Source organism: Ruminococcus flavefaciens, from assembly GCF_900116855.1.
Taxonomy (GTDB): Bacteria; Bacillota; Clostridia; order Oscillospirales; family Ruminococcaceae; genus Ruminococcus; species Ruminococcus flavefaciens_R.
In genome coordinates, this window is sequence record NZ_UETD01000009.1 from 195663 (window position 1) to 218744 (window position 23082).

General features: G+C 41.7%; 23 protein-coding genes and 1 pseudogene. 16 read left to right on the forward strand and 8 right to left on the reverse strand.

Annotated elements, in window-relative coordinates; translation table 11 throughout:
* Nucleotides 1-93: 93 nt before the first annotated feature.
* The 3 genes from DSZ37_RS11065 (at nt 94) to DSZ37_RS11075 (ending at nt 2531) form a co-directional block, all read left to right on the forward strand.
* Entirely contained in the window at nt 94-459 is a 366-nt protein-coding gene (locus DSZ37_RS11065; RefSeq protein ID WP_109726967.1) for a hypothetical protein, read from the forward strand.
* 140 nt (nt 460-599) lie between these two features.
* On the forward strand, nt 600-794 hold the full coding sequence (locus tag DSZ37_RS11070) for a hypothetical protein (RefSeq protein ID WP_109726968.1): 195 nt from the start codon (nt 600-602) through the stop codon (nt 792-794).
* A gap of 90 nt (nt 795-884) precedes the next feature.
* The gene (locus DSZ37_RS11075) at nt 885-2531 is read left to right on the forward strand and encodes a recombinase family protein (RefSeq protein WP_109726969.1); all 1647 of its coding nucleotides are present in this window, start codon (nt 885-887) and stop codon (nt 2529-2531) included.
* A gap of 31 nt (nt 2532-2562) precedes the next feature.
* On the opposite strand, the pseudogene DSZ37_RS11080 reads toward DSZ37_RS11075, so the two are convergent.
* From DSZ37_RS11080 to DSZ37_RS11090, 3 genes and pseudogenes are all read right to left on the reverse strand, one after another.
* Nucleotides 2563-2896: pseudogene (locus tag DSZ37_RS11080) on the reverse strand (pyridoxamine 5'-phosphate oxidase family protein); the annotation flags it as partial.
* Between the two features lie 54 nt (nt 2897-2950).
* Nucleotides 2951-3388 (reverse strand): Rrf2 family transcriptional regulator, encoded by a 438-nt coding sequence (locus tag DSZ37_RS11085; RefSeq protein WP_109726970.1) that lies wholly within the window; start codon nt 3386-3388, stop codon nt 2951-2953.
* Nucleotides 3389-3403: 15 nt separating this feature from the next.
* Nucleotides 3404-4033, reverse strand: a complete 630-nt coding sequence (locus DSZ37_RS11090) for an NAD(P)-dependent oxidoreductase (protein WP_109726971.1) — start codon at nt 4031-4033, stop codon at nt 3404-3406.
* 253 nt (nt 4034-4286) lie between these two features.
* Between DSZ37_RS11090 and DSZ37_RS18235 the strand changes: the two genes are divergently transcribed.
* The 3 genes from DSZ37_RS18235 (at nt 4287) to DSZ37_RS11110 (ending at nt 5808) form a co-directional block, all read left to right on the forward strand.
* Nucleotides 4287-4472: a type I restriction endonuclease gene (locus DSZ37_RS18235; protein WP_431768066.1), complete on the forward strand. Its 186-nt coding sequence runs from the start codon at nt 4287-4289 to the stop codon at nt 4470-4472.
* A 591-nt stretch (nt 4473-5063) separates the two neighbouring features.
* Nucleotides 5064-5321, forward strand: a complete 258-nt coding sequence (locus DSZ37_RS11105) for a helix-turn-helix domain-containing protein (RefSeq protein ID WP_109726973.1) — start codon at nt 5064-5066, stop codon at nt 5319-5321.
* Nucleotides 5314-5808: a hypothetical protein gene (locus DSZ37_RS11110; RefSeq protein ID WP_109726974.1), complete on the forward strand. Its 495-nt coding sequence runs from the start codon at nt 5314-5316 to the stop codon at nt 5806-5808. Before DSZ37_RS11105 ends, DSZ37_RS11110 begins: the two co-directional genes overlap by 8 nt.
* Nucleotides 5809-5845: 37 nt before the next feature.
* Here the strand turns inward: DSZ37_RS11110 and DSZ37_RS11115 are convergent, their stop codons facing one another.
* From DSZ37_RS11115 to DSZ37_RS11130, 4 genes are all read right to left on the reverse strand, one after another.
* A complete protein-coding gene (locus tag DSZ37_RS11115; RefSeq protein ID WP_109726975.1) occupies nt 5846-6565 on the reverse strand; it encodes a DUF6036 family nucleotidyltransferase in 720 nt (239 codons plus the stop codon).
* Nucleotides 6558-7130 (reverse strand): helix-turn-helix transcriptional regulator, encoded by a 573-nt coding sequence (locus DSZ37_RS11120; protein ID WP_031561575.1) that lies wholly within the window; start codon nt 7128-7130, stop codon nt 6558-6560. The genes DSZ37_RS11115 and DSZ37_RS11120 overlap by 8 nt, the downstream gene beginning before the upstream one ends.
* A gap of 450 nt (nt 7131-7580) precedes the next feature.
* On the reverse strand, nt 7581-8492 hold the full coding sequence (locus tag DSZ37_RS11125) for a nucleotidyl transferase AbiEii/AbiGii toxin family protein (protein WP_109726976.1): 912 nt from the start codon (nt 8490-8492) through the stop codon (nt 7581-7583).
* Nucleotides 8482-9096, reverse strand: a complete 615-nt coding sequence (locus DSZ37_RS11130) for a DUF6088 family protein (protein ID WP_109726977.1) — start codon at nt 9094-9096, stop codon at nt 8482-8484. Before DSZ37_RS11130 ends, DSZ37_RS11125 begins: the two co-directional genes overlap by 11 nt.
* Before the next feature lie 289 nt (nt 9097-9385).
* On the opposite strand from DSZ37_RS11130, the gene DSZ37_RS11135 reads away from it, so the two are divergent.
* The 10 genes from DSZ37_RS11135 (at nt 9386) to DSZ37_RS11180 (ending at nt 22064) form a co-directional block, all read left to right on the forward strand.
* Nucleotides 9386-9577 (forward strand): hypothetical protein, encoded by a 192-nt coding sequence (locus DSZ37_RS11135; RefSeq protein ID WP_109726978.1) that lies wholly within the window; start codon nt 9386-9388, stop codon nt 9575-9577.
* Nucleotides 9578-9604: 27 nt separating this feature from the next.
* Nucleotides 9605-9832 (forward strand): hypothetical protein, encoded by a 228-nt coding sequence (locus DSZ37_RS11140; RefSeq protein ID WP_109726979.1) that lies wholly within the window; start codon nt 9605-9607, stop codon nt 9830-9832.
* Nucleotides 9833-10037: 205 nt separating this feature from the next.
* Complete coding sequence (locus DSZ37_RS11145; protein WP_109726980.1) at nt 10038-13265, forward strand: helicase-related protein; 3228 nt, start codon at nt 10038-10040, stop codon at nt 13263-13265.
* Entirely contained in the window at nt 13265-13909 is a 645-nt protein-coding gene (locus DSZ37_RS11150; protein WP_109726981.1) for a DUF4391 domain-containing protein, read from the forward strand. The genes DSZ37_RS11145 and DSZ37_RS11150 overlap by 1 nt, the downstream gene beginning before the upstream one ends.
* Nucleotides 13909-14475, forward strand: coding sequence for a DUF6680 family protein (locus tag DSZ37_RS11155; RefSeq protein WP_181380302.1), 567 nt, complete (start codon nt 13909-13911; stop codon nt 14473-14475). The genes DSZ37_RS11150 and DSZ37_RS11155 overlap by 1 nt, the downstream gene beginning before the upstream one ends.
* Before the next feature lie 103 nt (nt 14476-14578).
* The gene (locus DSZ37_RS11160; protein WP_109726982.1) at nt 14579-15436 is read left to right on the forward strand and encodes a toll/interleukin-1 receptor domain-containing protein; all 858 of its coding nucleotides are present in this window, start codon (nt 14579-14581) and stop codon (nt 15434-15436) included.
* A 67-nt stretch (nt 15437-15503) separates the two neighbouring features.
* Nucleotides 15504-16412: a hypothetical protein gene (locus tag DSZ37_RS11165; RefSeq protein WP_109726983.1), complete on the forward strand. Its 909-nt coding sequence runs from the start codon at nt 15504-15506 to the stop codon at nt 16410-16412.
* Nucleotides 16412-18280, forward strand: a complete 1869-nt coding sequence (locus DSZ37_RS11170; RefSeq protein WP_109726984.1) for a site-specific DNA-methyltransferase — start codon at nt 16412-16414, stop codon at nt 18278-18280. The genes DSZ37_RS11165 and DSZ37_RS11170 overlap by 1 nt, the downstream gene beginning before the upstream one ends.
* A gap of 15 nt (nt 18281-18295) precedes the next feature.
* A complete protein-coding gene (locus DSZ37_RS11175; protein WP_109726985.1) occupies nt 18296-19054 on the forward strand; it encodes an HNH endonuclease in 759 nt (252 codons plus the stop codon).
* The gene (locus tag DSZ37_RS11180; RefSeq protein ID WP_109726986.1) at nt 19017-22064 is read left to right on the forward strand and encodes a type III restriction-modification system endonuclease; all 3048 of its coding nucleotides are present in this window, start codon (nt 19017-19019) and stop codon (nt 22062-22064) included. The genes DSZ37_RS11175 and DSZ37_RS11180 overlap by 38 nt, the downstream gene beginning before the upstream one ends.
* Nucleotides 22065-22108: 44 nt before the next feature.
* On the opposite strand, the gene DSZ37_RS11185 is transcribed toward DSZ37_RS11180, so the two are convergent.
* Nucleotides 22109-22942, reverse strand: coding sequence for a hypothetical protein (locus tag DSZ37_RS11185; RefSeq protein WP_109726987.1), 834 nt, complete (start codon nt 22940-22942; stop codon nt 22109-22111).
* Nucleotides 22943-23082 lie beyond the last annotated feature (140 nt).

Sequence of the window (23082 nt, forward strand, 5' to 3'; positions counted from 1 at the left end):
CGCAATGCATCTGGACAAACGGCTTTATTGCGCGCTATAATAATATCATCAGGTGTTATCCTGAAATCTAATTTCAGACAGGTGGTGAAATGAATGCGTGGAAATCTGAACGGCAACCAGGCGAAGATCGACAACGCTGACAAGGCTGTGAGAGCTGCCCTTGAACGTAAGCGTAAGATCATTATGCAGAGCAAGCAGATCGCTTATGATATACTCTCTGAGCTGTACGGCAAGGACGGACAGGAGCTTGTCGATGCTGTGACAACGGAGCATACCCTTATCAGCAAGCTGACTGCAAACGGTATGAACTATGCCGACATTGAGGGGCTTGTAGATAGTCCTGCGGTGAATGTGTCGGGCGAGGACAACTCTGCCGATGATGATGCCGATAACGGCTTTGACGATGCTGACGGACAGACTTCGTTCTTTGATGAGAAGTCTAACCCTTATGCGGTTTAAGATATAGACCGACAACAAAACGATAGCTGTAAACGGGACGGCTCCTGCCGTTCCGCACGGCTACCCTGTGCAGGAGTAACGCCCTGCAACATTGAGCCTATGCGTGTAGAGATAGATAATCGCAGGCGGAAAGGAGAAAATTGACAACAAACGATGCTACTCTTGCCGAGCTGAACGAGCGATACAAAGACAAGCCCGTGAGCGAAGCGACCTATGAGATCGACGGTCAGCTTTTTGCCGTCACAAGCCACTTTGTCGGGGAGAAAAATCTCGACAAGGAGCTTTACAGAATGGCTTTTGAAAGAGCTTATGCAGAAACCGTTGGACAAGTCTGAAAAGATAGAAAAAAGGACTTGCCATATTCGGTTTTCTGCGCTATAATAGGAATATCGAATATGGCTGTCTTGATTGGAAAGGAGTATGTCATGACAAGACAGTCAACCTATAACGTAGGTATTTATGTGAGATTATCTCAGGAAGATATGCGAGAGGGCGAGTCCCTCTCCATTGAAAATCAGAAGAAAATGCTGACCGATTATGTCAGTCAGCAGGCAGGCTGGAACTTGGTGGAGATATGCGAGGATGACGGCTATTCGGGTACAAATTTTGATCGTCCGGGTGTCAGACAGCTTCTCGATGATGCAAAGTCGGGAAAGATAAACCTGATCCTCTGTAAAGACCTTTCTCGTTTTGGTCGTAATTACATTGAGGTCGGTCAGTATATCGACTATATTTTTCCTTCGTTCAATATCCGCTTCATTGCCCTGAGTGACAATGTGGATACGCTTGACCGCAACAGCACAGCGATGGATCTTATGCCGATCATGAATCTTTTCAATGAATGGCACGCCGCCAACACTTCCAAGAAGGTGCGAAGCGTCCTCGCCCAGAATGCCAAAGAAGGAAAGTATATCGCTTCATTCGCTGCCTACGGTTATCTCAAAGGCGATGATGAAAAGCACACTCCCGTCATTGACGAGCCTGCCGCAAAAGTGGTACGCCGTATCTTTGAGCTTCGTGCAACAGGCATCACGCCGACGCAGATCGCTAAAATCCTGAATGCCGATGGTGTGCCGATACCTTCTGACTATCGGGCGCAGAGGTTGGGTAAGCCGAATCCGTATAAGAACACCTTTCATTACTGGAGTCATGTGGCGGTAAGAAATATCCTCGGCAACCCGATCTATATCGGGCATCTGGCACAGCAGAAGTTTACGACAGTATCATTCAAAAACCATAAGTCCGTCCGCCGTGGCAAGGACGAGTGGGTTATTGCGGAGCATACTCACGAGCCTATTATTTCTCAGGAGCTTTGGGATAAGTGTCAAGAGGTTGACCGCTGTGCAAGCCACGGTAAGATCATGAAAAAGGGCATTGTTCTTCCGCTGAATAGTTTGATGTTCTGTCCTGACTGCGGTGCAAAGATGAAGCTGAACGGTCACGCAAAGAAAAAGGACGGCTCGGTCAATTATTTCTATGCCTGCGGTACATACAGCCGTTGCGGTGCAAGCACTTGTACCACTCACTATATCAGCAGAAAGCAGATCGAAAAGATAGTGCTTGCTGATATTCACGCAAAGGCAAAATATGTTATTGAGAGCGAAGATGAAGCCCGACAGGAATTTCTCAAACGCAAGGAAACAGATGGCACAAAATACCTTGACGATGCCCGTCAACAGCTTGCAAAGCACCAGTCAAGGCTTGCTGAGTTGAAGATGATGACACAGAAAGTCTATCAGGATAAGCTGCTCGGCAAGGTGCCGGAGGACTTGTGCCTTGAAATGCTCGGTCAGTTCCGCACAGAAGAAGCAGAGCTGACGGAGAAAGTAAAAAGCCTTACCGCTGCATTGGAACAGGACAGCAAGGCAAAGGACGATATTGAGGAATTTATCCGCCGTCTGAAACAGTATGCCGATGCACCTGAGTTGACGAGGGAGATGTGTGTAGATCTGATTGAGTATATTGTGGTCGGTGACCGCCCGAAGGATAAAAGCACACCTCGCCGTATTCAGATTTATTACAAGTTCCTCAATAATGGGCTTGCAGAGGGTGAAAAGCCCGATTTTAAGTAAGTATGAGTTAATGTGTATCCATTAGATAATGTTTGCTCGGTGGGATAAATTTCACGCATATAGGGATTCTTCTCAAACAGCAGTGGGAGCATATCAGAGCCTAACTCCCTGACCTTGCCACGGACAGAAACAGCAGTGCAGCTCATGGTATCCTCTCCCTTTTTTCCCGAAAGAGCAAGATAGCCCTTGTCCTTTAACCGTTGATAGAAGTTCTTTCCCTTTGCGGTGAGAAAGTACAGTCCGTTCTCGTCCGCGTACATCATATCGATCACGCAGGTCACAGGCAGACCGTCGCTGTCCACTGTTGCAACAACTGCGGAGTGTATCTCGTCCACGATAAATCTCAGATAATCATTCGCTGTCATATTGTCCTCCTATGGAAAGAGTGTGCTGACAAAACGTCTGCACACTCTGTTTGGTTATTCTTCGTCAATGATCTTTCGGGTGTCTGCAACAACTTGCGCAAGTGTAGTGCTTTTCAGCTCGTTTTCAAGAGCCGCCTGAGCCGCTTCAAGCCTGCCGTCCATAGCCTTGTGGATATTGCGTCCCACGGGACATTCCGCATTTGGATTTTCATGGAAGTGAAACAGTCCCTCATCATCTATGCAGTCAACAGCCTTGTAAATATCGTACAGCGTTACTTCGTCAAGTGCTTTTGCAAGGTGTGCGCCGCCGCTGCCCTGACGAGTTTCAACTATCCCTGCCGTGCGAAGCTGTCCGAGGACGTTGCGGACTATCACCGCATTTACCCCCGTACTGCCTGACAGGACGTCACTTGTCACCCTCATCTGACCGTCAAAAATGTCGATACAGGCGAGGATATGTACTGCTGCTGTGAATTTACTTGTGATCTGCATAGACTATCATCTCTCTTATTCCTTTACAACGCCGATGCGCTGCTTGATATGACCGCCGTTTACTACCTCGTCAATCATTGCGATCGCATAGTCTGCGTAGCTGATAACGCTCTCACCCTTAGAGTTGAGTGTCAGCTCCTCACCGCCGAGAAGATACTTGCCTGTACGCTCGCCGTCAGCCTGAAAATCTCCTGCGGGGCTGATATAAGTCCATTTTACGTCGTTTCTCTGACGGAGTTCACCCAGAGCCTTTGCCATAGCAGAAGCCAGCGGCTTGAAAACTTCGGGAAAATCAGCACCGTCAGAAACGCAGGCGGTATGCTCAGCGTTCACATACAGGCTTCCTGCGCCGCCCACAACGAGAAGTCTTGTATCAGTTCCCGAAAGAACGTCGCACAGGTGAGCAAGTGAAGTGGAGTGCTGAGGAAGTGTGTCGTGGGTCCATGCGCCGAAAGCGTCCACAACTGCATCGAAGGGAGCAAGGTCTTCTTTGGTTATCTCAAAAAGATCCTTGATAACAGCATTCGGAGCGGCAGACTTGTTCTCGCCACGAACGAATGCGGTAACGTCAAAACCTCTGTTTACAGCCTCTTTTACGATGAGCTGACCTGCCTTGCCGTTTGCACAAACAACTGCGATTTTCATAATAAGTACCTCCTGATTATAACATGATTCTGGTGAATTGTAAAGTTGTAATCTTCTCTGTTTCAACTTTTCTGATATCAGTATATCATGCGAATGTTGAGTTGTCAATATAATCATTACAGCTTTAGAGGATTGCATAAAAGTCTGCGAAAAATATGTGCATACTCACCAAACTATATTGCTATATATCAAGCAGAGGTCGTCTCTGCAATCCCATGTTCCGCTTCATACTCTCTGACACGGCGGTATCTTTATAAATGGTATCCCTGTTGTAGTCTTTGAATTCAAAAGTGCTGTCCGTGAAGATACCACAATTATGGACGCATATACTCAATTGACTGTTCGCTACCGCAGAGATATACCTGAGCTTTTTAAATATAATGCCTTCGTTGTTATGGGCTCAAAAATCGTTCACAACGGCTTTAGTCATTCTCGGTAGTGTAGTATCCCGAGCTACCATCGATGCCGTCAGAAACGGCTCACAAATCGCTGATAGGTTTGCTAACAGATGGTTTGCGGGGAAACAAAAAAGGACTCGATTCCAGTGTTTTCACATTTCGTGAAAACCACTAAAACCGAGTCCGAAACTTTGTATACTGTTTTTTTGTCGACAAAGCCAATATTTGCTTGTATTTCGACCTTGAGTGGGCTGGAAACAAGCTCGTGTGAGGGTTCAACTCCCACCAAAGTGGTAAAATAGCCCAATGTCAACATTCGTTTTTTATAGTTTCTTTCGACTTTTTAGATAGTAAAAATCCCCGAAAATTCGGGGATTTTGAGCCGTGTCAATATTTTTATTCGGCTAAGATGGCGCAGTGGGTGGGATTCGAACCCACGTCCCTCAAGGGGCATCATGATTTCGAGCAAATTATAAAACTTCCCATTTGGTCACTTATCGTCTTAAAAAAACACCGTTTTTCCCTGATTTTGAGCACTTTTCTGCGAGAATTCGGAAATTTGCGAGAAAAGTGCGAGAAAACTGCGAGAAATTTCAGGCGGCTAAAGCGAAAAATGAAAGGAAAAAGTGACCATGAACAAGGAAGAAAAACGTAAAGAATTAGAGCGTATGCTCAGAAGATGTCCCGAGATATTATCACCGATAAAAGCCGCCAGGTGGTCGCCGCTTGGAAAGAACAGAGTCTACGAGCTCATACACAGCGGAGAGCTTCGCTCCTTTGTATATCAGGGCGGATACATATTAAGTAAAGATGACCTTATCGACTACCTGCTCGAGCACTGCGACGACGAGCCTACACGCTCGATAAAGCGAGGCGGCAAGAATGAGTGATTACAGCTACCTGTACGATGAGTTCCCCGAAGTGATATCAGGAGAACAGCTTCGTAAGATACTCCATATCAGCAAGCGGAAGTGTGCATGGCTCCTCCAAAGCGGAGCTATTCCTTGCACTGATAACTGCAATAAAACTCGCCGATACGCTGTGAAGCTCGATGACGTTATCGAATATATAATACGGACTGAGAACGCAGCAGAAAGGGTTCAGCCGCAGCGACCGCCGGAGTGCTTCCGAGAACAGCTGAACGATGTTTGGTTCGATGTGCCTGATGTTCTGACTATCACAGAGGTGTCAGCCATAACAGGATATACTCCCAATGCCGTGGACCGATGGATAGTGAAAGGCAGTCTCCGTTCAGTAATAGTACAGACAGGACTCATAACCTGCCGCGAATGGCTCATCGACTTCTACTGCGGTGACGGATATAACATCGTAAAGAAAGTTGATAAGCACCTGGAATTGCTTAGAAAGCTCATATGACATTACCGCTCAGGAGCAATCCTGAGCGAAGCCTTTCTTAGTTCTGAGTGGTTTCCTTTTTCTTCTTTATTGCAGCAAGAATATCATTAGCATTATCGGTATTTGCAGCATCCGGATAGTCTTCTTGGAACTGTAAAAGAATATCCTTATTATCAGCTTCCATTTGCCTTACACTTTTATACATTTCCTCATAACTCTTATCAGAAATTGCTTTCTCAATAAAAATTCTGGAGTGTTCAGGAAGTTTATCATAAGAATCATATAAATTACTTACTGCTTCTCTTATCATATCTATGGTAATTGGATTGTTAGCTTTTTCATGTTCCCATAAGATGCCGATAATATCGGATAAATCGTATTTGTATTGACGACCTGCCATAAGTTTCATTGCTATGAGGTATTCGCCTGTTACTGTACGGAAAGTAACAATATTGGAAAAAGTGCGGTAAAACTTGGAATACCGAACAATTTTCGGAGTATATGACGTTGTTTTCATGAAATCCGTATTCAGCCAACCGTTTGGTAAGTTGAATTTATCACCAACATGATTGATAGCGTCTTTCATAGAAGAAGCAGCATTTATAACTGCGTCCATATCATATGTCATTTCGCGGAATCCGTAATTAATTACTACAGAAGCTCCGCCAATAAGAATAATATCGGCAGACATATTTTTACCATTAATTTTTCTGAATTCCTTTGCAAGTTCCTTCAGATACTGATCAAGGTTTTCTTTTGTAAATGGCTGCTCAAACAACGTTTCTCACTTCGCTTTCGATAATATTAAATCTTCTGAATTCAGGAATAGCCTCTTTTTCTGCTATTCGCAAAGGTTCATCTGATTTTAAAACCTCGCTGTTAAGCAACACGCCTACTGGATATATGGGCTTTTCCAGTTTCCTCATGCGAAGATCGTTATACTTGGAACAAAGCGGTATTTCGTTAATCCTTGATAAATAATCGAGCATAGCAAGTAAATAAAGAGCTTCGGGATACCAATGCTTGTTATAGAGCTTGCGGACTTCATCGGATTCCAGCACAACTACAATAAAGTCCAGATCACCCATATCCTTTACATGATGACAGGTATTGCTTTTAAATATTTCAAAGGAACTGCGAATATCATCTTTGGCTGAGTCTAATATAGACTCTATTGATATTCCGAGAACTTTTGCTATTTTATAGAGTGTTCCTGCCGAGCATTTTTCAAGGTCGGCTTTTCCGCTGCAAATATCATTGATAGTTGCCTGTGGCACTCCGCTGTCCTTACTTAGACGATACTTGGTCATATTGATTTTTTCGAGCTTTTCATTTATCAACATGAAAATCCCTCCTCTCTTACATATATTATAACGGTTTACCGAAGTAATTGCAACAGAAAAATGTGTTCAAATGATGAAATTTTTTCTTTTGAACTCATGGGGGAAATTTAGCCAGATATAAAATGAGATAAAACATAGGCACCATTACTTTAATACTGTCCGCCCAGCTTTATCATAATAATCATTTTCAAGAATACCTGTAAGTGAATCGGTAACCTGCCGCGAATGGCTCATCGACTTCTACTGCGGTGACGGATATAACATCGTGAAGAAGGTCGATAAGCACTTGGAACTGCTTAGGAAACTCATATAATTCAAACGCTCAGGAAGTCCCTGAGCGTTTCTTTTTGTCAGTCTGCAAGTGTTGTGATCTTAGTCGGTAACTTGGTCGCTAACTTGGTCGGTCGAGCGACTAACATTCTTCATATCTTTCAATTTCCATTGTCAAATTCAAACCTTGTCAAATATACCGTTTTGAAGGATGTTCTCCAATGCTGAAACCGCCGTATTATATGAAACAGCTTCAAACAGCAGAGGGACTGTTATTGTATCGTAATCCTCTTTATAGGTTTTCTTATCAATGACCTCTCGGAGGATCTCGGTCACATTTTTACCGTTCTGAACTGAAAGGCACATCTTATGTGGTCTGCGCTCTTCAGCGACAGATAATGCAAGCTCTTTCAGCGTATCATCTACCGTTACAATCTCAGACAGCTTGTAAATATCGTAGATGTGCCTTGAATGCTCGGTAGTGGTATTCAGCAGATAGTAATCCGCCAGAGCATACATTTTGTCGATCATTGTACGTTCGGCGGTCTGAACATTAAGCGCAAAAGGCTCTAGATCATATTGCTTAATAAAATCACCATAACCGTTTTCGTGAAGATATTGATAGATCAGGCTGTCTGCTGACATTACCTTCGTTGGATAAGCTCTTTGATATATCGCAGTTTCGACGATAAGCTGTTCCTTCAGGTAAGCAGCTGATAGTGACGAGGGATAGTCGATAATATAACGGTTATAGTCACGTCGGCTTTTGACTGCATCAGGGTTGGTAAGCTCAAACTCTAAATCATTGATTATTTGGATTATATTTGCTTTGAGCTGCCTTCTTTTTCGTTCAGGCGGTTTTATTTCGGACTGTAAATTAAGGTCAATATCCTCGGAAAAACGCTTTATAATATGATAGCACTTTGACAATGACGTGCCGCCTTTGAAAACAATATCCGGCATAACAGCGGCGATTCTTTTCAGAAAAAGCGTTACAAAATAGTCCTTCTCAACTATCTCTGCCTTGACTCCGAGATATTCAGAGGTTCGCAGGACAAGCTGCTCAAAGGTATCCTTTTTGTTATGCAACATAATAGATCACTCCGCTTTCTATGAGATTTCGCAAAGCCTTGTCAGGAAAAAACGGCGCATATTTTGTAACAAGTTCCTGAGAAATATTACATTTTCTGATCCAGTTTTTGATGACAGCTTTTCTTTCATCGTCAAAATATCCTGATGAGGTGCTGTTCATCATTTCAAGGAACTGCAAAACAAATATATTGTCATTATCTATTGTAACTCTTGCCTTTCGTAAAATAACTTCCTGATTTCCAATTTTAACTCTGCGGAGCTTAGAGTTTTCATTATTCGTTTGAATTTCGGGGATATTCGACATCTGCGTAGAAAGACCTGCCTGTTGCAATGCAGTGATTCCGGTGTAAAACCCGATTCGCTTTCCTTTTTCGGATAAATACTTTCGCTCAATGATCCTGTTTGGATTCAGAATACTGTTTCCAAACGGTGTTTTGATAGGGATATAGTAGATACCTCTTTCGTAGCGAATGATCTGGCCGCTGTCACAGAGCTTGGCAAGCCCTTTTTTGAGCCAGATATCAGAGTAATCCTTATAACGAATATCCGAAAGGAATATCGGTTCATTCTTACCAAACGTTTCAAGAAGATAATCATACAGCATATTCAGCACCTCCCATGTTGTACTGAATTTATTATACCATATTCGACTCTACAAGTCAATAGAAATATATTTTTGAAATTAAATCTAAGTGTTTCTTAGTATTGGCGGAAAAGCTCAAAGTTTGGAACGCAAATCGATCATAGTGATGGTACTGTTATTAAACGGCGGTCTGTAATCAGCCATATTAACCTCCCTGCAAATAAAAAACATGCTATTATTTTATTGTAATAGAATTGATTTATGAAGTCTGATATGATATAATATGTGAAAAACACGGAGGTAAGCCTTTATGGAAGAATTAAATGAGTTGGATTCAACCTGTGGAGTAAGTGATGATGAACTTACAAAGCGCTTTATAGAAGCAATCAGAATAGATGACGAGATACGCCGTATCAAAGGGCTCCCTGTTTCCAGATATGATTATGACAAGAACATGCCATATTTCGAGTATCCTGACGGAAGAAGGGTATATTGCGAATAATCCTGATAAAATCAAAGGAGGATACCAATGGCTAAATCAGTAAATTTAAACGGTATGAAAATCAAAGTAATAGATTCTCAAGAAAAAGATTCTTTCCTGACTCAGGATGATAAAGATATGGATATAAGAGCAAATGCCGCTGTCAAAGCAGCACTTAATAAGGCAAAGATTTGCGGAAAGCCGATTGCACGTTATGATACTGTCACTCATAGAGTGTACATTGAAAATGCGGATGGGACGATAAGGTTTGTTTAGTCGGCACACCAATAATGGGTTTTATTAAGAATATATGATTATTATAAATTTAAAAAGATTTATTGAACATTATTGACATGTGTGTTGAAATTTGGTATAATTTTATTTGGAAATATTTGCTTGTTTGTGGATTTTGCACATACAGTTTGAGAAGTAACTATTTATCATTTTTTATTCTTCTTCCACTCACATAGAGGTAAACAATATGAAAGTTATAGACAATATAAACACGCTTCTGAAAGATGAACTCATAGAAAGCATTAAAAAAGGAAGCAAGATGACGATCGCTGCCTCCTGCTTTTCTATGTACGCATACAAAGAGTTGAAAAAACAGCTTGATAATATAGATGAACTCCGCTTCATATTCACATCTCCTACCTTTGTAAAGGAATCAGCAAAGAAAGAGAAGCGTGAGTTTTTTATCCCCCGTTTGGACAGAGAGTCAGGGCTGTATGGTACGGAATTTGAGATAAAGCTCCGCAATGAAATGACACAGAAGGCTATCGCTAAGGAGTGTGCCGACTGGATCAAAGCTAAGGTGAAATTCCGCTCAAATGTCAGCGGTGACAGTATGGGCGGATTTATTACCGTTGAAAGTCCTGCTGATACAACTGCATATATGCCGATCATGGGATTTACTACCACCGATATAGGCTGTGACCGAGGAAACAACGCCTATAATATGGTAAACAGCCTCGATGCTCCCTTCGCACAGCAGTACATCTCTGTTTTTAATGAGCTTTGGAATGATAAATCCAAACTTGAAGATGTTACCGAAACAGTGATCGAAAGTATCAGTACCGCCTATAATGAAAATGCTCCGGAGTTTATATACTTCATGACGCTGTATCATGTTTTCAGCGAATTTCTTGAAGATATTTCCGAAGATGAGCTGCCAAATGAAGCAACAGGCTTCAAGCAGAGTAAGATATGGGATATGCTCTATGACTTTCAGCGTGATGCTGTCCTTGCTATCATCAACAAGCTCGAAAAATATAACGGCTGTATACTTGCGGACAGTGTAGGTCTTGGTAAGACGTTCACTGCACTGGCGGTCATCAAGTATTATGAGAACCGCAACAAGACCGTACTTGTATTATGCCCGAAAAAGCTCGCAGAAAACTGGAATACATACAAGGATAATTATGTAAATAACCCTATCGCCTCCGACCGTCTGAATTATGATGTACTGTTCCATACGGACTTATCCCGTGACGGCGGTTATTCCAACGGGCTTGATCTTGACAGGCTGAACTGGGGCAATTATGACCTTATCGTTATAGATGAATCCCATAATTTCAGAAACGGTATCGGTACACACTCAAATACCCACGAAAATAGATATATGCGTCTTATGGATAGGGTTATCCGTGCAGGTGTTAAAACTAAAGTGCTTATGTTATCGGCAACTCCTGTCAATAACCGTTTTACCGATCTTAGAAATCAGCTTGCTCTTGCTTATGAGGGCTGCTCGGAGGGCTTGAGCGAAAAGCTGAACACCAAGAAAACCATAGAAGAAATATTTCGTCAGGCGCAGAGAGCATTCAACGAATGGAGTAGCTATCCGAAGGAAGAAAGAACGACCGACTCCCTGCTACGTATGCTCGATTTTGATTTCTTTGAACTACTCGACAGCGTAACTATCGCACGTTCAAGGAAACATATACAGAAATACTATAACAGTGAAAAGATAGGAAAATTCCCCGAAAGGTTGAAACCTATCTCGCTTACTCCGTGTCTTACAGATCTTGACAATGCTATAAACTACAATGAGATATACAGCAGTCTGATAGAATTATCGCTATGCATCTATATGCCGTCCCATTATATCTTTGAAAGTAAGATTTCAAAGTATATGGACACAAGCGATAATTTCAGACAGTCTAACCGTGAGCTTGGTATCCGCAGGCTTATGGCTATCAATCTGCTGAAAAGGCTTGAAAGCTCGGTCAATTCATTCTCGCTGACATTACAGCGTATCTATAATCTTATAACTACTACGATAAATGCTATCAATGCTTTTGAAAAGCACGGTGCCGCTAATATTGATATGTACGAGATGACCGATGATGACCTTGACATTGATGACAGCAACACAGATTTCACAGTCGGCAAAAAGATTAAAATCGACCTTGCGGATATGGACTACCGCTCATGGCGTGACGATCTGCAAAAGGATAAAGACACTCTTGAACTGCTGATTTTGATGATAAGAGATATTACACCCGAACATGATACCAAATTGCAGGCGCTGTTTGAGCTTATCGCAAAAAAGCAGAAAGAGCCTATCAATGCAGGCAACAAGAAAATGATAATCTTTACGGCATTCTCGGATACAGCGGAGTATCTCTATGAGAATGTCAGCGTATATGTTAAGCAACAATTCGGACTTGATACTGCTATGATAACAGGCAGCGAGGACGGCAGAACAACTGTCAAGCTGAAAAGAGCCACCCTCAATAATGTGCTGACGCTCTTTTCACCCATATCTAAAGGGCGTGATGTCCTGATGCCGAATAGTACGCAGGAGATCGATATTCTGATTGCTACCGACTGTATTTCCGAAGGTCAGAACTTGCAGGACTGCGATTATCTTGTGAATTACGACATTCACTGGAATCCTGTTCGTATCACCCAGCGTTTCGGACGAATCGACCGTATCGGAAGCAAGAACGGAGTCATTCAACTGGTGAACTTCTGGCCTGATATGGATCTGGATGACTACCTCAATCTGAAATCCAGGGTTGAAACAAGGATGAAGATTTCTGTTATGACCTCCACTGGTGATGATGATCTGATTAATGCAGAGGAAAAGGGTGATCTGGAATACAGAAGTGCCCAGCTCAAAAAGATGATGAATGAAGTCGTGGATATGGAGGAAATGAACGACGGCATTTCCATCATGGACTTGGGTCTGAACGAATACCGCCTTGACCTGCTGGAATACGTAAAGACACATAAGGATATTGAAAAGAAGCCGAAAGGACTTCACGCTGTTGTTCCTGCTACGGACGAGCTTGGCGAGGGCGTGATATTTGTTCTGCGGAATGTGAATGACAGCGTGAATATCGGCAATCAGAACCGAATACACCCGTTCTATATGGTCTATATCGGCAATGACGGAGAGGTGCTTTGCGATTACCTCAATCCGAAAAAGCTGCTTGACGATGTGCGCCTGCTGTGCAGGGGCAAGTCGCAGCCGATAAAAGACCTGTGTGCAAGATTCAATAAGGAGACTGATGACGGCAGGGATATGTCGCAGATGAGCGAGTTGCTGAGTATGACTATCGACTCTATCATCGACACGAAAGCCGAAAGCGATATTGACAGCCTGTTCGGTTCCGGCGGCACAAGTGCGCTTGTGTCGGATATTTCGGGACTGTCAGATTTTGAACTGATATGTTTCCTTGTGGTAAAGGACGGTGACAAATAATGTTTGGACTGCCCGAAAGCACCTATTTCGGAAAGCTCGTTCCGAAGAATAAGTTTTATGACAAGCTGACTATCGACAAGAAACTGGAGCGCAGTTTTATAGATCAGATCAACTCGATACGCTGGGCGCATAAGCTGTCCGCCGATACGCTGAATGTGGAAAAAGGCAGTATAGTTGAGGAAGTCGAAGTCTTTCTTATCAAGCTGAAAACAAGTGAGATCGACCTGAACGTGCTTCGGCAAATGGACAGGCAGCTCCACTATCATCTGATATTCATTCTTGAATATGAGGAGCAGTATCAGCTGTGGACAGGCTACAAGGAAGAAAGCACAAACGCCGCTTTCAAGGTCGGGAATTATTATCACACTGACTGGGTAACAGAAGATACTTTCTCCCTGCGGATAGACGGTCTGAACATGGACACGATCTATGAGAACCTTGTCCGTCAGATCGCAGGAGATACGCTGATACAGGAAAACAGCGAGAGCCTGAAAGAGACTGTTGAACGGCAGGCAGCACGGGAAAAGCTCGAAAAAGATATTGAAAAACTCCGTGCAAAAATACGCAAAGAAAAGCAGTTCAACCGACAGGTCGAGCTGAACAAGCAATTGAAGCAACTGATAAAAAAGTTGGAGGATATTTAATGGCTACATCTGATAAACTTATGATTATTTCTATTATTGTCAACTGCATTGCAATTATCGTTGCACCTATCGTTTCTGTTTTAATTGCGCAAAAATTACAAGATTGGGGCAAAAAGCGACAGGACAAGATGGACATTTTTATGACTTTAATGACAAGTCGTATATATGGCTGGACTCCGCAAAGTGTAAATGCATTAAATTCAATTGATATCATTTTTTCAGATGAACCAGAGGTAATCAAACAATGGAGAAACTATTATAAAGCATTGTGGGTAAATAATCCAGATGATAAGCAAAAGCAAACAATGATTGATGAACAAGAATCGCTACTTGAAACCATGGCAAAATCATTAGGATATAAAGATAGCATTACATTAAAAACTATACAGAAGCCATATATGCCTGAAGGTATGTTTAACGAAATGCAGATGCAAAACCAATACAAGACTAATCAATTGCAAGCAATGGAATTGCTAATTTCAAGATTACAAAATTCGAGTGGAGAGAATCAGAATGGACAAAATGAAAATGCCGTCCGCAAACCTAACGGACGCAAACATAAATAGTGGTCATCTATTGCTTTTCTTTAAAAACGAGATTATATTATTCAATCAGATGTTGATTGTTAAGCAGTAGAAAGTTGTTTATTAAATAGGGGGATTATAAGATATGAGCGTAGAACAGTATCAACGCACAGTAAATTCACTTGATAAAGAAATAGCAGAGCTTGAAAAGAAGAAAGCGGCAGCTGATAAAAAAGCGGCAGATGAATCTAAGAAAGCTGAGAGTGTTTCAATTAGTAAAAATGCATCAGCTACAACAATAAAGAGTAAGTTGAATGAAATAGATCGACATAATAAAGCAAGTAATAAAGCAGCAACAGAAAGTACTGAGTTCGGTAAAAAGATAGCAGACAAAAGAGCCAAACGCAATGATGCGTATTTAAAATTGCAAAAAGAGCAACAGAAAGAACAAAAAGCCCAACAAAAGGTCATGGATAATATAAAAAAAGAGTATGAAAACAGGATTGCTGAACTTGAAAAACAATCTATACCTTCAGCTATCACTTATAATCCAACTACAGATGATGTCAATTCAATTGAGCAGTATGATGTTTTTATATCTCATGCCTGGGAAGATAAAGAGGATTTTGTAGACGAACTTTATAATGCCCTTACAGCACTCGGTATAAAAGTATGGTATGACACTTCAAAAATCAAATGGGGAGATTCCATGAGAAAAAAGATTGATGAGGGATTAAAAAAGTCGAAATTTGGTATAATCGTTCTTTCACCCAATTATATTGCAGAAAACAAGTATTGGACTAAGATTGAACTGGATGGATTATTTCAACTCGAAAGCATAAATGGTAAGACTATTCTGCCAATATGGCACCATTTAACTAAAAAGGAAGTAACAGAATATAGTCCAATTATTGCAAGTAAGTTGGCAATGACTACCGCAACAATGACGGCTGAGGATATTGCTAAAGAGATGCTTGAACTAATTCCAAAAGTATCAGGATGATATATAAATAACCCTTTACTATAGGAATGCAGTTAAAAGAATTTTTGAAACATATGGAGGAACAATGATGGACGATACTAATCTTAAAACTGATAGTGAATACAACAATGAAACCGATAGTGCGAACAATCCTGTAAGGAAAAAGGAACTTGATGATACTAATTCTACTTCTAAAAAAAATAAACGATTTATAATTGTAGTTATTGTAATAGCTATTATTATAGGAGGATTATCCCCGTTTATTATAGATATTGAATCTCCAAACAAAAAATCAGAAATAACGGCAGATGGTTTGTTAGGCTATATAGTATCATTTATTTCTGCGGCTGTTACTGCTGTGCTTGCCCTGTATGCTATTTATCAGACAAAGCAGGCAAATGACGTATCACAGAAAGTTTTAGATATTGAAAAAAATGATTATTTACTAAGGATAAGACCATTTATTATAGTTAAAAATTATTCCACTCGAACAATTAGCTGTGGTGAAAAAATAGAAAAAACCAATAAAACATTTATTGCAATTGACGGTCGTTCAAGAACTGAAGAAGATGACGATGAAGATAATCCTTTAATTGGAATAGTTCTTACCATTACAAATACAACTGAATCGTTTTTAACTTTCTATTTTGATGATTTAGAATGTGAAGATGAAGAATACGTACGGGATTATTTAATAGAAGGATTTGATAATATCAAAAACCAAAAGCATTCATTAATGCCGGGTAAGAGTTCAGAAATCGTTTTCTATGGTGAAGCTGCTTTTTTTAAGGATTTTAAAGATAAGCAACTAACACTTTCTTTTATTCTTGAGAACAGATTTATGCATAGATATTTGGAGAAATTTGATTTGAAATGCAGATGGGTTCATTTTGACGATTCGGGACGCATGAAATTTCTTTTAAATTTTAATAATTATAAAATTTATAAGTTTGAATATAGTGGAGAAAAGGCTATACCAATTGAGGAGAAATTATAATGGAAAAGATGAAAATGGAATCCGCAAACATTACGGATATGAACATAGAAAAGATCGCTGCACTGTTCCCGAACTGCATCACGGAAACGGCAGACGAGAACGGCAAGCTGAAAAAGGCTGTCAACTTTGAGATGCTCCGTGCTATGCTGAGCGAGGATATTGCCGAGGGCGATGAAGCATACGAATTTACATGGGTGGGCAAAAAGGCGGCTATCGCTGAGGCTAACCGTCCTATCCGCAAGACGCTGCGTCCGTGCGTGGAGGAAAGCGTGAACTGGGACACCACCGAAAATCTCTATATCGAGGGCGACAACCTTGAAGTGCTGAAACTCTTGCAGGAAAGCTATCTTAAAAAGGTTGATATGATTTTTATTGATCCTCCATACAATACTGGTTCAGATTTTATTTATCGAGATGACTTTTATTACAATGAGGAAGAATACTCACTTTTAAATGGTGAAATAAACGATGATGGGGAACGACTTTTTAAAAATACCGATGCAAATGGAAGATTTCATTCTGACTGGTGTTCAATGATTTATTCACGATTGCTTCTTGCAAGAAATCTTTTATCGCCTACCGGTTCTATTTTCATTACAATTGATGATAACGAATATGCAAACCTCAAAGAAATATGTGATGAGGTCTTTGGAGGGAAAAACTATATTTCGACGGTCATTTGGGAAAACTTTTACGGGAGGAGTAATGCAGCTGCTATTTCTCCCGCTCATAACTATGTATTGATTTATTCCTTAGCAGGCGATGCGTGGAAATACGTTAGAAATCTACTGCCAAGAACAGAAGAAAGTTCAGATAAATATAAAAATCCAGATAATGATCCCAGAGGTCCTTGGCGTTTAGGACCTATTTTTGCAAGTGGCGAACGACACGAAGGACTAATGTATACGATTACTACTCCAGCTGGAAAAAAGATATCTCCTCCAAAAGGAAGCCATTGGAGAATGCTTGAAGAAGATTTTTGGAATATGGTAAAAGACGGACGAATAATGTTTGGAATGAATGGTGACGGAGCACCTGCAACAAAACTATTTCTATCTGACGTTCAATCAGGTATGGTTCCAAGATCAATTTGGCTTCATGGCGAAGTTGGTCATTCGCAGGAAGCTAAAAGAGAAATACAAGCTCTTTTTCCAGATAATATACCGTTTGATACTCCAAAACCAACAAGATTGCTTAAACAGATTATTACAATAGGAGCAAATAGTAACGCACTTATAATGGATTTTTTCTCTGGTTCAGCTTCAACTGCTGATGCAGTAATGCAATTGAATAAATCGGATAATGGTAATAGAAAGTATATTATGGTACAATTAGATGAACCAATTACTGAAGAAGGTTATATAGGGAAAAATAAGACTATTGCAGATATAGGCAAAGAGCGTATTCGCCGTGCTGGTGTGAAGATAAAAGAGGATAGTCCGCTTACAACAAGCGATCTTGATATAGGTTTCCGTGTTCTGAAACTTGATGATACCAATATGCAGGATGTTTATTATACCCCTGCCGCAACAACACAGCAGATGATAGCAGGCTTTGAAAGCAATATCAAAGAGGACAGAACCGACCTTGATTTGCTGTTCGGCTGCCTGCTTGACTGGGGTCTGCCGCTGTCCATGCCATACAGTTCCGAGCAGATAGAGGGCGTGACGGTGCATACCTACAATGAGGGCGACCTGATCGCCTGCTTTGACAAGGCTATCCCCGAAAGCGTCATAAAGACTATCGCAAAACGTCAGCCGCTGAGAGTAGTGTTCCGTGATGACAGCTTTGCAGACAGCCCGTCGAAGATAAATGTCAGCGAGATTTTCAAGATGCTCTCGCCGGATACAAGAGTGAAGGTGATATAAGATAGGAGGAGAAACATGGCTTTTCCGAACGAAGTTAAAATAAAGGCATTGGTTGCTTGCGGACGCAGATGCTGTATATGCCATAAATTCTGTGGAAACAAAATGGAAATACATCATATTCGTCATCATGCCAAAGGTGGCGATGATACGTTTGAAAATGCTATCCCATTATGCTTTGACTGCCATGCAGAAGTAGGACAGTATGATCCTACACATCCAAAGGGAACGAAATTCACAGAAAAAGAATTGATCAGTCATAGAGACAATTGGTATAAGAAAGTTAAAGAGGAAAGTGTATCTGAAAAAAAGGAAAAATTCTTAGAGTCTATGCGATCTATACGAGTCTATATAACAAAGGATTCTGAACCTCAATCACTCATAAATGTATCAACGGGGAAGGAATTGTTTAGTTATGCGGAAAATACTTGTGCAATCGATTTTGACTATGATGAACCGGATAATGAAGAAGTGTTAGATGTTCTTTTACTTTTTTCTGATGAACTTGAATCGGTTTTAGATGATTATCCTTATATGGGATTGGCACAAAAAATGTCATTTGCATTTCAGTTTACCACTTACATTAAACAGTTAGAAGAAATGCAGTATATGGTTTTTACTGAAAGAGCAAATAGAATAATCAAAGGTGGGGCATTACCAGCAGATAATTTCCCAGTCTGGATTGTTCGGATATTCAAAAATGATAATCCTCAAATTGTCACAAGGAGCATAGAGAATAATGAAACTTCAATTCAAACACCAGAAATTTCAGGCTGATGCGGCAAAAGCGGTAGTTGATGTGTTCGCAGGTCAGCCCTATCTCACCCCTACATACATGATCGACAGAGGCTCTGAAACACGCCTGACCGATACCGACGAGGAATTTACAGGCTGGGCAAATCAGAAGCTTATCCCTGCACTGACCGATGATATGATACTGGAGCGTATCCGCAAAATTCAGCGTGCAAACCAGATAAAGCCGTCCGACAAACTGGAGGGGCGGTATAACCTCACGATCGAAATGGAAACAGGTGTCGGCAAGACTTACACCTACATCAAGACCATGTATGAGCTGAACAAGGCTTACGGCTGGAGCAAGTTTATAGTGGTTGTACCGAGCGTAGCTATCCGTGAGGGTGTGTACAAGTCTTTCCAGATCACGCAGGAGCATTTCGCTGAGGAATACGGCAAGAAGATACGCTTTTTCATCTATAACTCTGCGCGCCTGACTGAGATTGACCGCTTTGCAAGTGATAGCAATATCAATGTTATGATCATCAATTCGCAGGCGTTCAACGCAAAGGGCAAAGACGCAAGGCGTATCTATATGAAGCTCGATGAGTTCCGTTCTCGCCGCCCGATCGACATTATAGCAAAGACAAATCCCGTGCTTATTATTGACGAACCGCAGTCTGTTGAGGGTAAGCAGACAAAGGAGCGATTGAAAGAATTCAAGCCTATTCTCACACTCCGCTATTCCGCTACCCATAAGTCGGACAGCATTTACAACATGATCTACCGCCTTGACGCACTGGAAGCCTATAATAAAAAGCTCGTCAAGAAGATAGCAGTCAAGGGCATAAGTGCCAGCGGCACAACGGGAACAGAAGGTTTTGTTTTCCTTGAAAGTATCAACGTATCTGGTGCAAATCCGACTGCGACTATTCGCTTTAACGTGAATGGAAAAACATCAGTACGTCAGACAAGTCGTATAGTTAACGAAGGATTTAATATTTATGACCATTCAGGTCAACGCGAAGAATATAAGAATGGCTTTACCATTTCACGAATCGACGCAAGGGACGATCATATCGAATTTATCAACGGTAAAAAGCTGTTTCTCGGTGATATTATGGGCAGCATAGACGAGGAGCAGATTCGCCGTATCCAGATACATGAAACGATAGTATCTCATATCGAACGTGAAAGACAGCTTTTCCATAAGGGAATCAAAGTGTTGTCGCTTTTCTTTATTGATGAAGTTGCAAAGTACAAGCAGTATGATGAATCAGGACAGCCTGTGAATGGTATCTATGCAGATATGTTTGAAGAAGAATACAAGGCTGTAATTGAGAATTATCAGCGTGAGTTCGGCGATGACGATTACATACGCTATCTTGATGCAATCACAGCGGAAAGCACCCATGCAGGCTACTTCTCCGTTGACAAAAAGGGCAAGCTGACAGACGGCAAGATCGACAAGAAAGAACAGACCTCGGACGATGTTTCGGCTTATGACCTTATCATGAAAAACAAGGAACTGCTCCTTGACCGTGATCCGAAGCGTTCTCCTGTTCGATTTATCTTCTCGCACTCGGCACTCCGTGAGGGCTGGGATAATCCTAACGTATTCCAGATCTGTACCTTGAAACAGTCCACAAGTGAAGTGCGCAAGCGGCAGGAAGTCGGCAGAGGTCTGCGACTTTGCGTCAATGAGGACGGAGACAGAATGGACACAGGTGTTCTCGGAAATGAAGTCCATAACATCAATGTCCTGACCGTTATTGCCAGTGAAAGCTATGACAGCTTTGCTAAAGGCTTGCAGAGCGAGATTGCAGAAGCAGTCGCATATAGGCCGAAGGCTGTTACTGCCGAGCTGTTCAAAGGCAGAGAGATCGTTGACAGCAAGGGCAACACTCAGTTCATTGATGATGATACCGCTCAGGCTATCTATGAGGATATGATCTCCAACGGATATATTAAACGTGGACAGCTCACCGATAAATACTATGAGGATAAGGCTAACGGCGAGATTAAGGTTGCCGAGGAAGTTGCTGACAGTGCGGCAGCTGTCATCGAAATAATCGACAGCATCTATGATGAACGTTCCGCACTTCCCGAAGATGCCCGTAAAAATAATGTTGAGCTTAAAGTTGATGATAAAAAGCTCGCTATGCCCGAATTTAAAGCTCTTTGGGAGAAGATTAATTCCAAATCCGTATATGTTGTGGATTTTGAGACTGATGAGCTTATCAAGAATGCTATCAACGCCCTGAACAGCAAACTCAGGGTGCAGAAGATATTCTACAAGATCGAATCAGGCTCTATGGAGGGCATTGACTCCAAGGAGGCTCTTGAAAAGGGCGAGGCTATGAAGAAAAACGAGTCCGCCACTGAAACAAGAACTATCACCGCTAACAAGAGCGTGAAATATGACCTTATAGGCAAACTTGTTGCGGAAACTGGGCTTACAAGAAAAGATATTGTCTGCATTATGACAGGTATCGAGCCTGCTGTTTTCGAGCAGTATAAATACAATCCCGAAGAATTCATCCTCAAATCTGCTCAGCTTATAAACGAGCAGAAAGCAACGGCTATTATTGAGCATATTACTTATCATGTGCTTGATGACCGCTACGGCACGGACGTATTTACTGAGCCAACTATCAAGGGCAAGCTGAATGTCAATGCTATGAAAGCTCAGAAGCACCTTTACAATTATATCGTATATGACAGTACCAATGAGTATAATTTTGCAACCGAACTTGATACAAACAAGGATGTTGCGGTGTATGTTAAACTGCCAAATGGATTCTATATTTCAACACCTGTTGGAAAGTATAATCCTGATTGGGCTATCGCTTTCTATGAAGGTACAGTAAAGCATATTTACTTTGTAGCAGAAACAAAGGGCTCACTTGAATCTCTTGAATTTGGACATATTTCGCCGTTAGAAAGAGCAAAAATACGTTGTGCAGAAAAACACTTTAAGACAATAAGTGGTAATGATGTTGTTTATGAAGTAATAGACACCTATGACAAACTACTTAGTATCATAACAAAATAAAAATGCAGCATATTATATGCTACATTTTTGAGTTTTAATATTGGTTACAAAGTGATATTCACCCTACACACCCCAAAGCTCTGCTTCTCCCTTTCAAGCAACGTATCAGGGAACAAATTGAGCCACTTGTGGCTGAAGCTGGTATTTCCGAAGTAAGCATCAAAGTTGGAAACAGGCAGAATGACATAATCCGAATCATCGGGCTTGTTGGCAACACAGTATGCGATGACTGTCTCAGCCACTTCATACGGCAGACCGTCGGGCAGCAGTGCCTTTATATGTGCCTTTTCATCATCAGATAAGGAAACGGTCTTATCCGCCGGCGGTCCGAGCTCCAAAGCATCCGCAAGCACATCATCAAACCGCAGAACCCACGCGCCCTTTGTATCGGGCGAATAGAGCGACACCTGATACTGCTTCACTTTATCTCTCCATACAGCGTCAAATTTAGTTTTCAGCGGCTCAGCGTTGGAGAGAGTAGTCTTGCTCATGTTTTCGCTGTTCTTGGTGATGAACTTTTCGACCTTGTGGACGTGCCTGTAAAACCAGCCTTTTCCCGTCTTATCCACCAATTCGGGAAACTCCTCATGCAAATCACTGAAATCAGTCCTGAACTGCCACTCCTCCTTCGGAGCGGCAGTTTTTTTGTCGGGGATACTGCACCATGCACACAGAGCTCTCCGTGCATAGTCGATATCAGGAGTGCCGTTTCTGAACATATATCCCCGAGCGATTATAGTCAGCACACGGCTCAGACCCGTGAAGTCCTTCATCATTTCAAAGCTGAAACGGCCGAGGAAGGAAATGTCACGCTTTCCGCTGCATTTGTAAACAGGCTTGCCCGTGTAAGCCTTGAATTCTTCAATCTCGTTCAGCATTATTTCTCCCTCCTGACGTGCTTTTCGATCCTGTCATACAGCAGGTCGAAGAGCACTTTTCTTTTGCCCAGAGCAACTATGTACCTGACTGCTTCATCAGGCTTCATTACTGCTTCAATCAGCTTTTGGCACTCCTCTGC

What these genes read in the sequence shown, in the direction of transcription:
- DSZ37_RS11065 (WP_109726967.1), top strand. Translation starts at nt 94, where the DNA reads ATGCGTGGAAATCTGAACGGCAACCAGGCGAAGATCGACAACGCTGAC.
- DSZ37_RS11075 (WP_109726969.1), top strand. Translation starts at nt 885, where the DNA reads ATGACAAGACAGTCAACCTATAACGTAGGTATTTATGTGAGATTATCT.
- DSZ37_RS11085 (WP_109726970.1), bottom strand. Translation starts at nt 3,388, where the DNA reads ATGCAGATCACAAGTAAATTCACAGCAGCAGTACATATCCTCGCCTGT.
- DSZ37_RS11090 (WP_109726971.1), bottom strand. Translation starts at nt 4,033, where the DNA reads ATGAAAATCGCAGTTGTTTGTGCAAACGGCAAGGCAGGTCAGCTCATC.
- DSZ37_RS11105 (WP_109726973.1), top strand. Translation starts at nt 5,064, where the DNA reads ATGAACAAGGAAGAAAAACGTAAAGAATTAGAGCGTATGCTCAGAAGA.
- DSZ37_RS11110 (WP_109726974.1), top strand. Translation starts at nt 5,314, where the DNA reads ATGAGTGATTACAGCTACCTGTACGATGAGTTCCCCGAAGTGATATCA.
- DSZ37_RS11120 (WP_031561575.1), bottom strand. Translation starts at nt 7,130, where the DNA reads ATGTTGATAAATGAAAAGCTCGAAAAAATCAATATGACCAAGTATCGT.
- DSZ37_RS11125 (WP_109726976.1), bottom strand. Translation starts at nt 8,492, where the DNA reads ATGTTGCATAACAAAAAGGATACCTTTGAGCAGCTTGTCCTGCGAACC.
- DSZ37_RS11130 (WP_109726977.1), bottom strand. Translation starts at nt 9,096, where the DNA reads ATGCTGTATGATTATCTTCTTGAAACGTTTGGTAAGAATGAACCGATA.
- DSZ37_RS11135 (WP_109726978.1), top strand. Translation starts at nt 9,386, where the DNA reads ATGGAAGAATTAAATGAGTTGGATTCAACCTGTGGAGTAAGTGATGAT.
- DSZ37_RS11140 (WP_109726979.1), top strand. Translation starts at nt 9,605, where the DNA reads ATGGCTAAATCAGTAAATTTAAACGGTATGAAAATCAAAGTAATAGAT.
- DSZ37_RS11145 (WP_109726980.1), top strand. Translation starts at nt 10,038, where the DNA reads ATGAAAGTTATAGACAATATAAACACGCTTCTGAAAGATGAACTCATA.
- DSZ37_RS11150 (WP_109726981.1), top strand. Translation starts at nt 13,265, where the DNA reads ATGTTTGGACTGCCCGAAAGCACCTATTTCGGAAAGCTCGTTCCGAAG.
- DSZ37_RS11155 (WP_181380302.1), top strand. Translation starts at nt 13,909, where the DNA reads ATGGCTACATCTGATAAACTTATGATTATTTCTATTATTGTCAACTGC.
- DSZ37_RS11160 (WP_109726982.1), top strand. Translation starts at nt 14,579, where the DNA reads ATGAGCGTAGAACAGTATCAACGCACAGTAAATTCACTTGATAAAGAA.
- DSZ37_RS11165 (WP_109726983.1), top strand. Translation starts at nt 15,504, where the DNA reads ATGGACGATACTAATCTTAAAACTGATAGTGAATACAACAATGAAACC.
- DSZ37_RS11170 (WP_109726984.1), top strand. Translation starts at nt 16,412, where the DNA reads ATGGAAAAGATGAAAATGGAATCCGCAAACATTACGGATATGAACATA.
- DSZ37_RS11175 (WP_109726985.1), top strand. Translation starts at nt 18,296, where the DNA reads ATGGCTTTTCCGAACGAAGTTAAAATAAAGGCATTGGTTGCTTGCGGA.
- DSZ37_RS11180 (WP_109726986.1), top strand. Translation starts at nt 19,017, where the DNA reads ATGAAACTTCAATTCAAACACCAGAAATTTCAGGCTGATGCGGCAAAA.
- DSZ37_RS11185 (WP_109726987.1), bottom strand. Translation starts at nt 22,942, where the DNA reads ATGCTGAACGAGATTGAAGAATTCAAGGCTTACACGGGCAAGCCTGTT.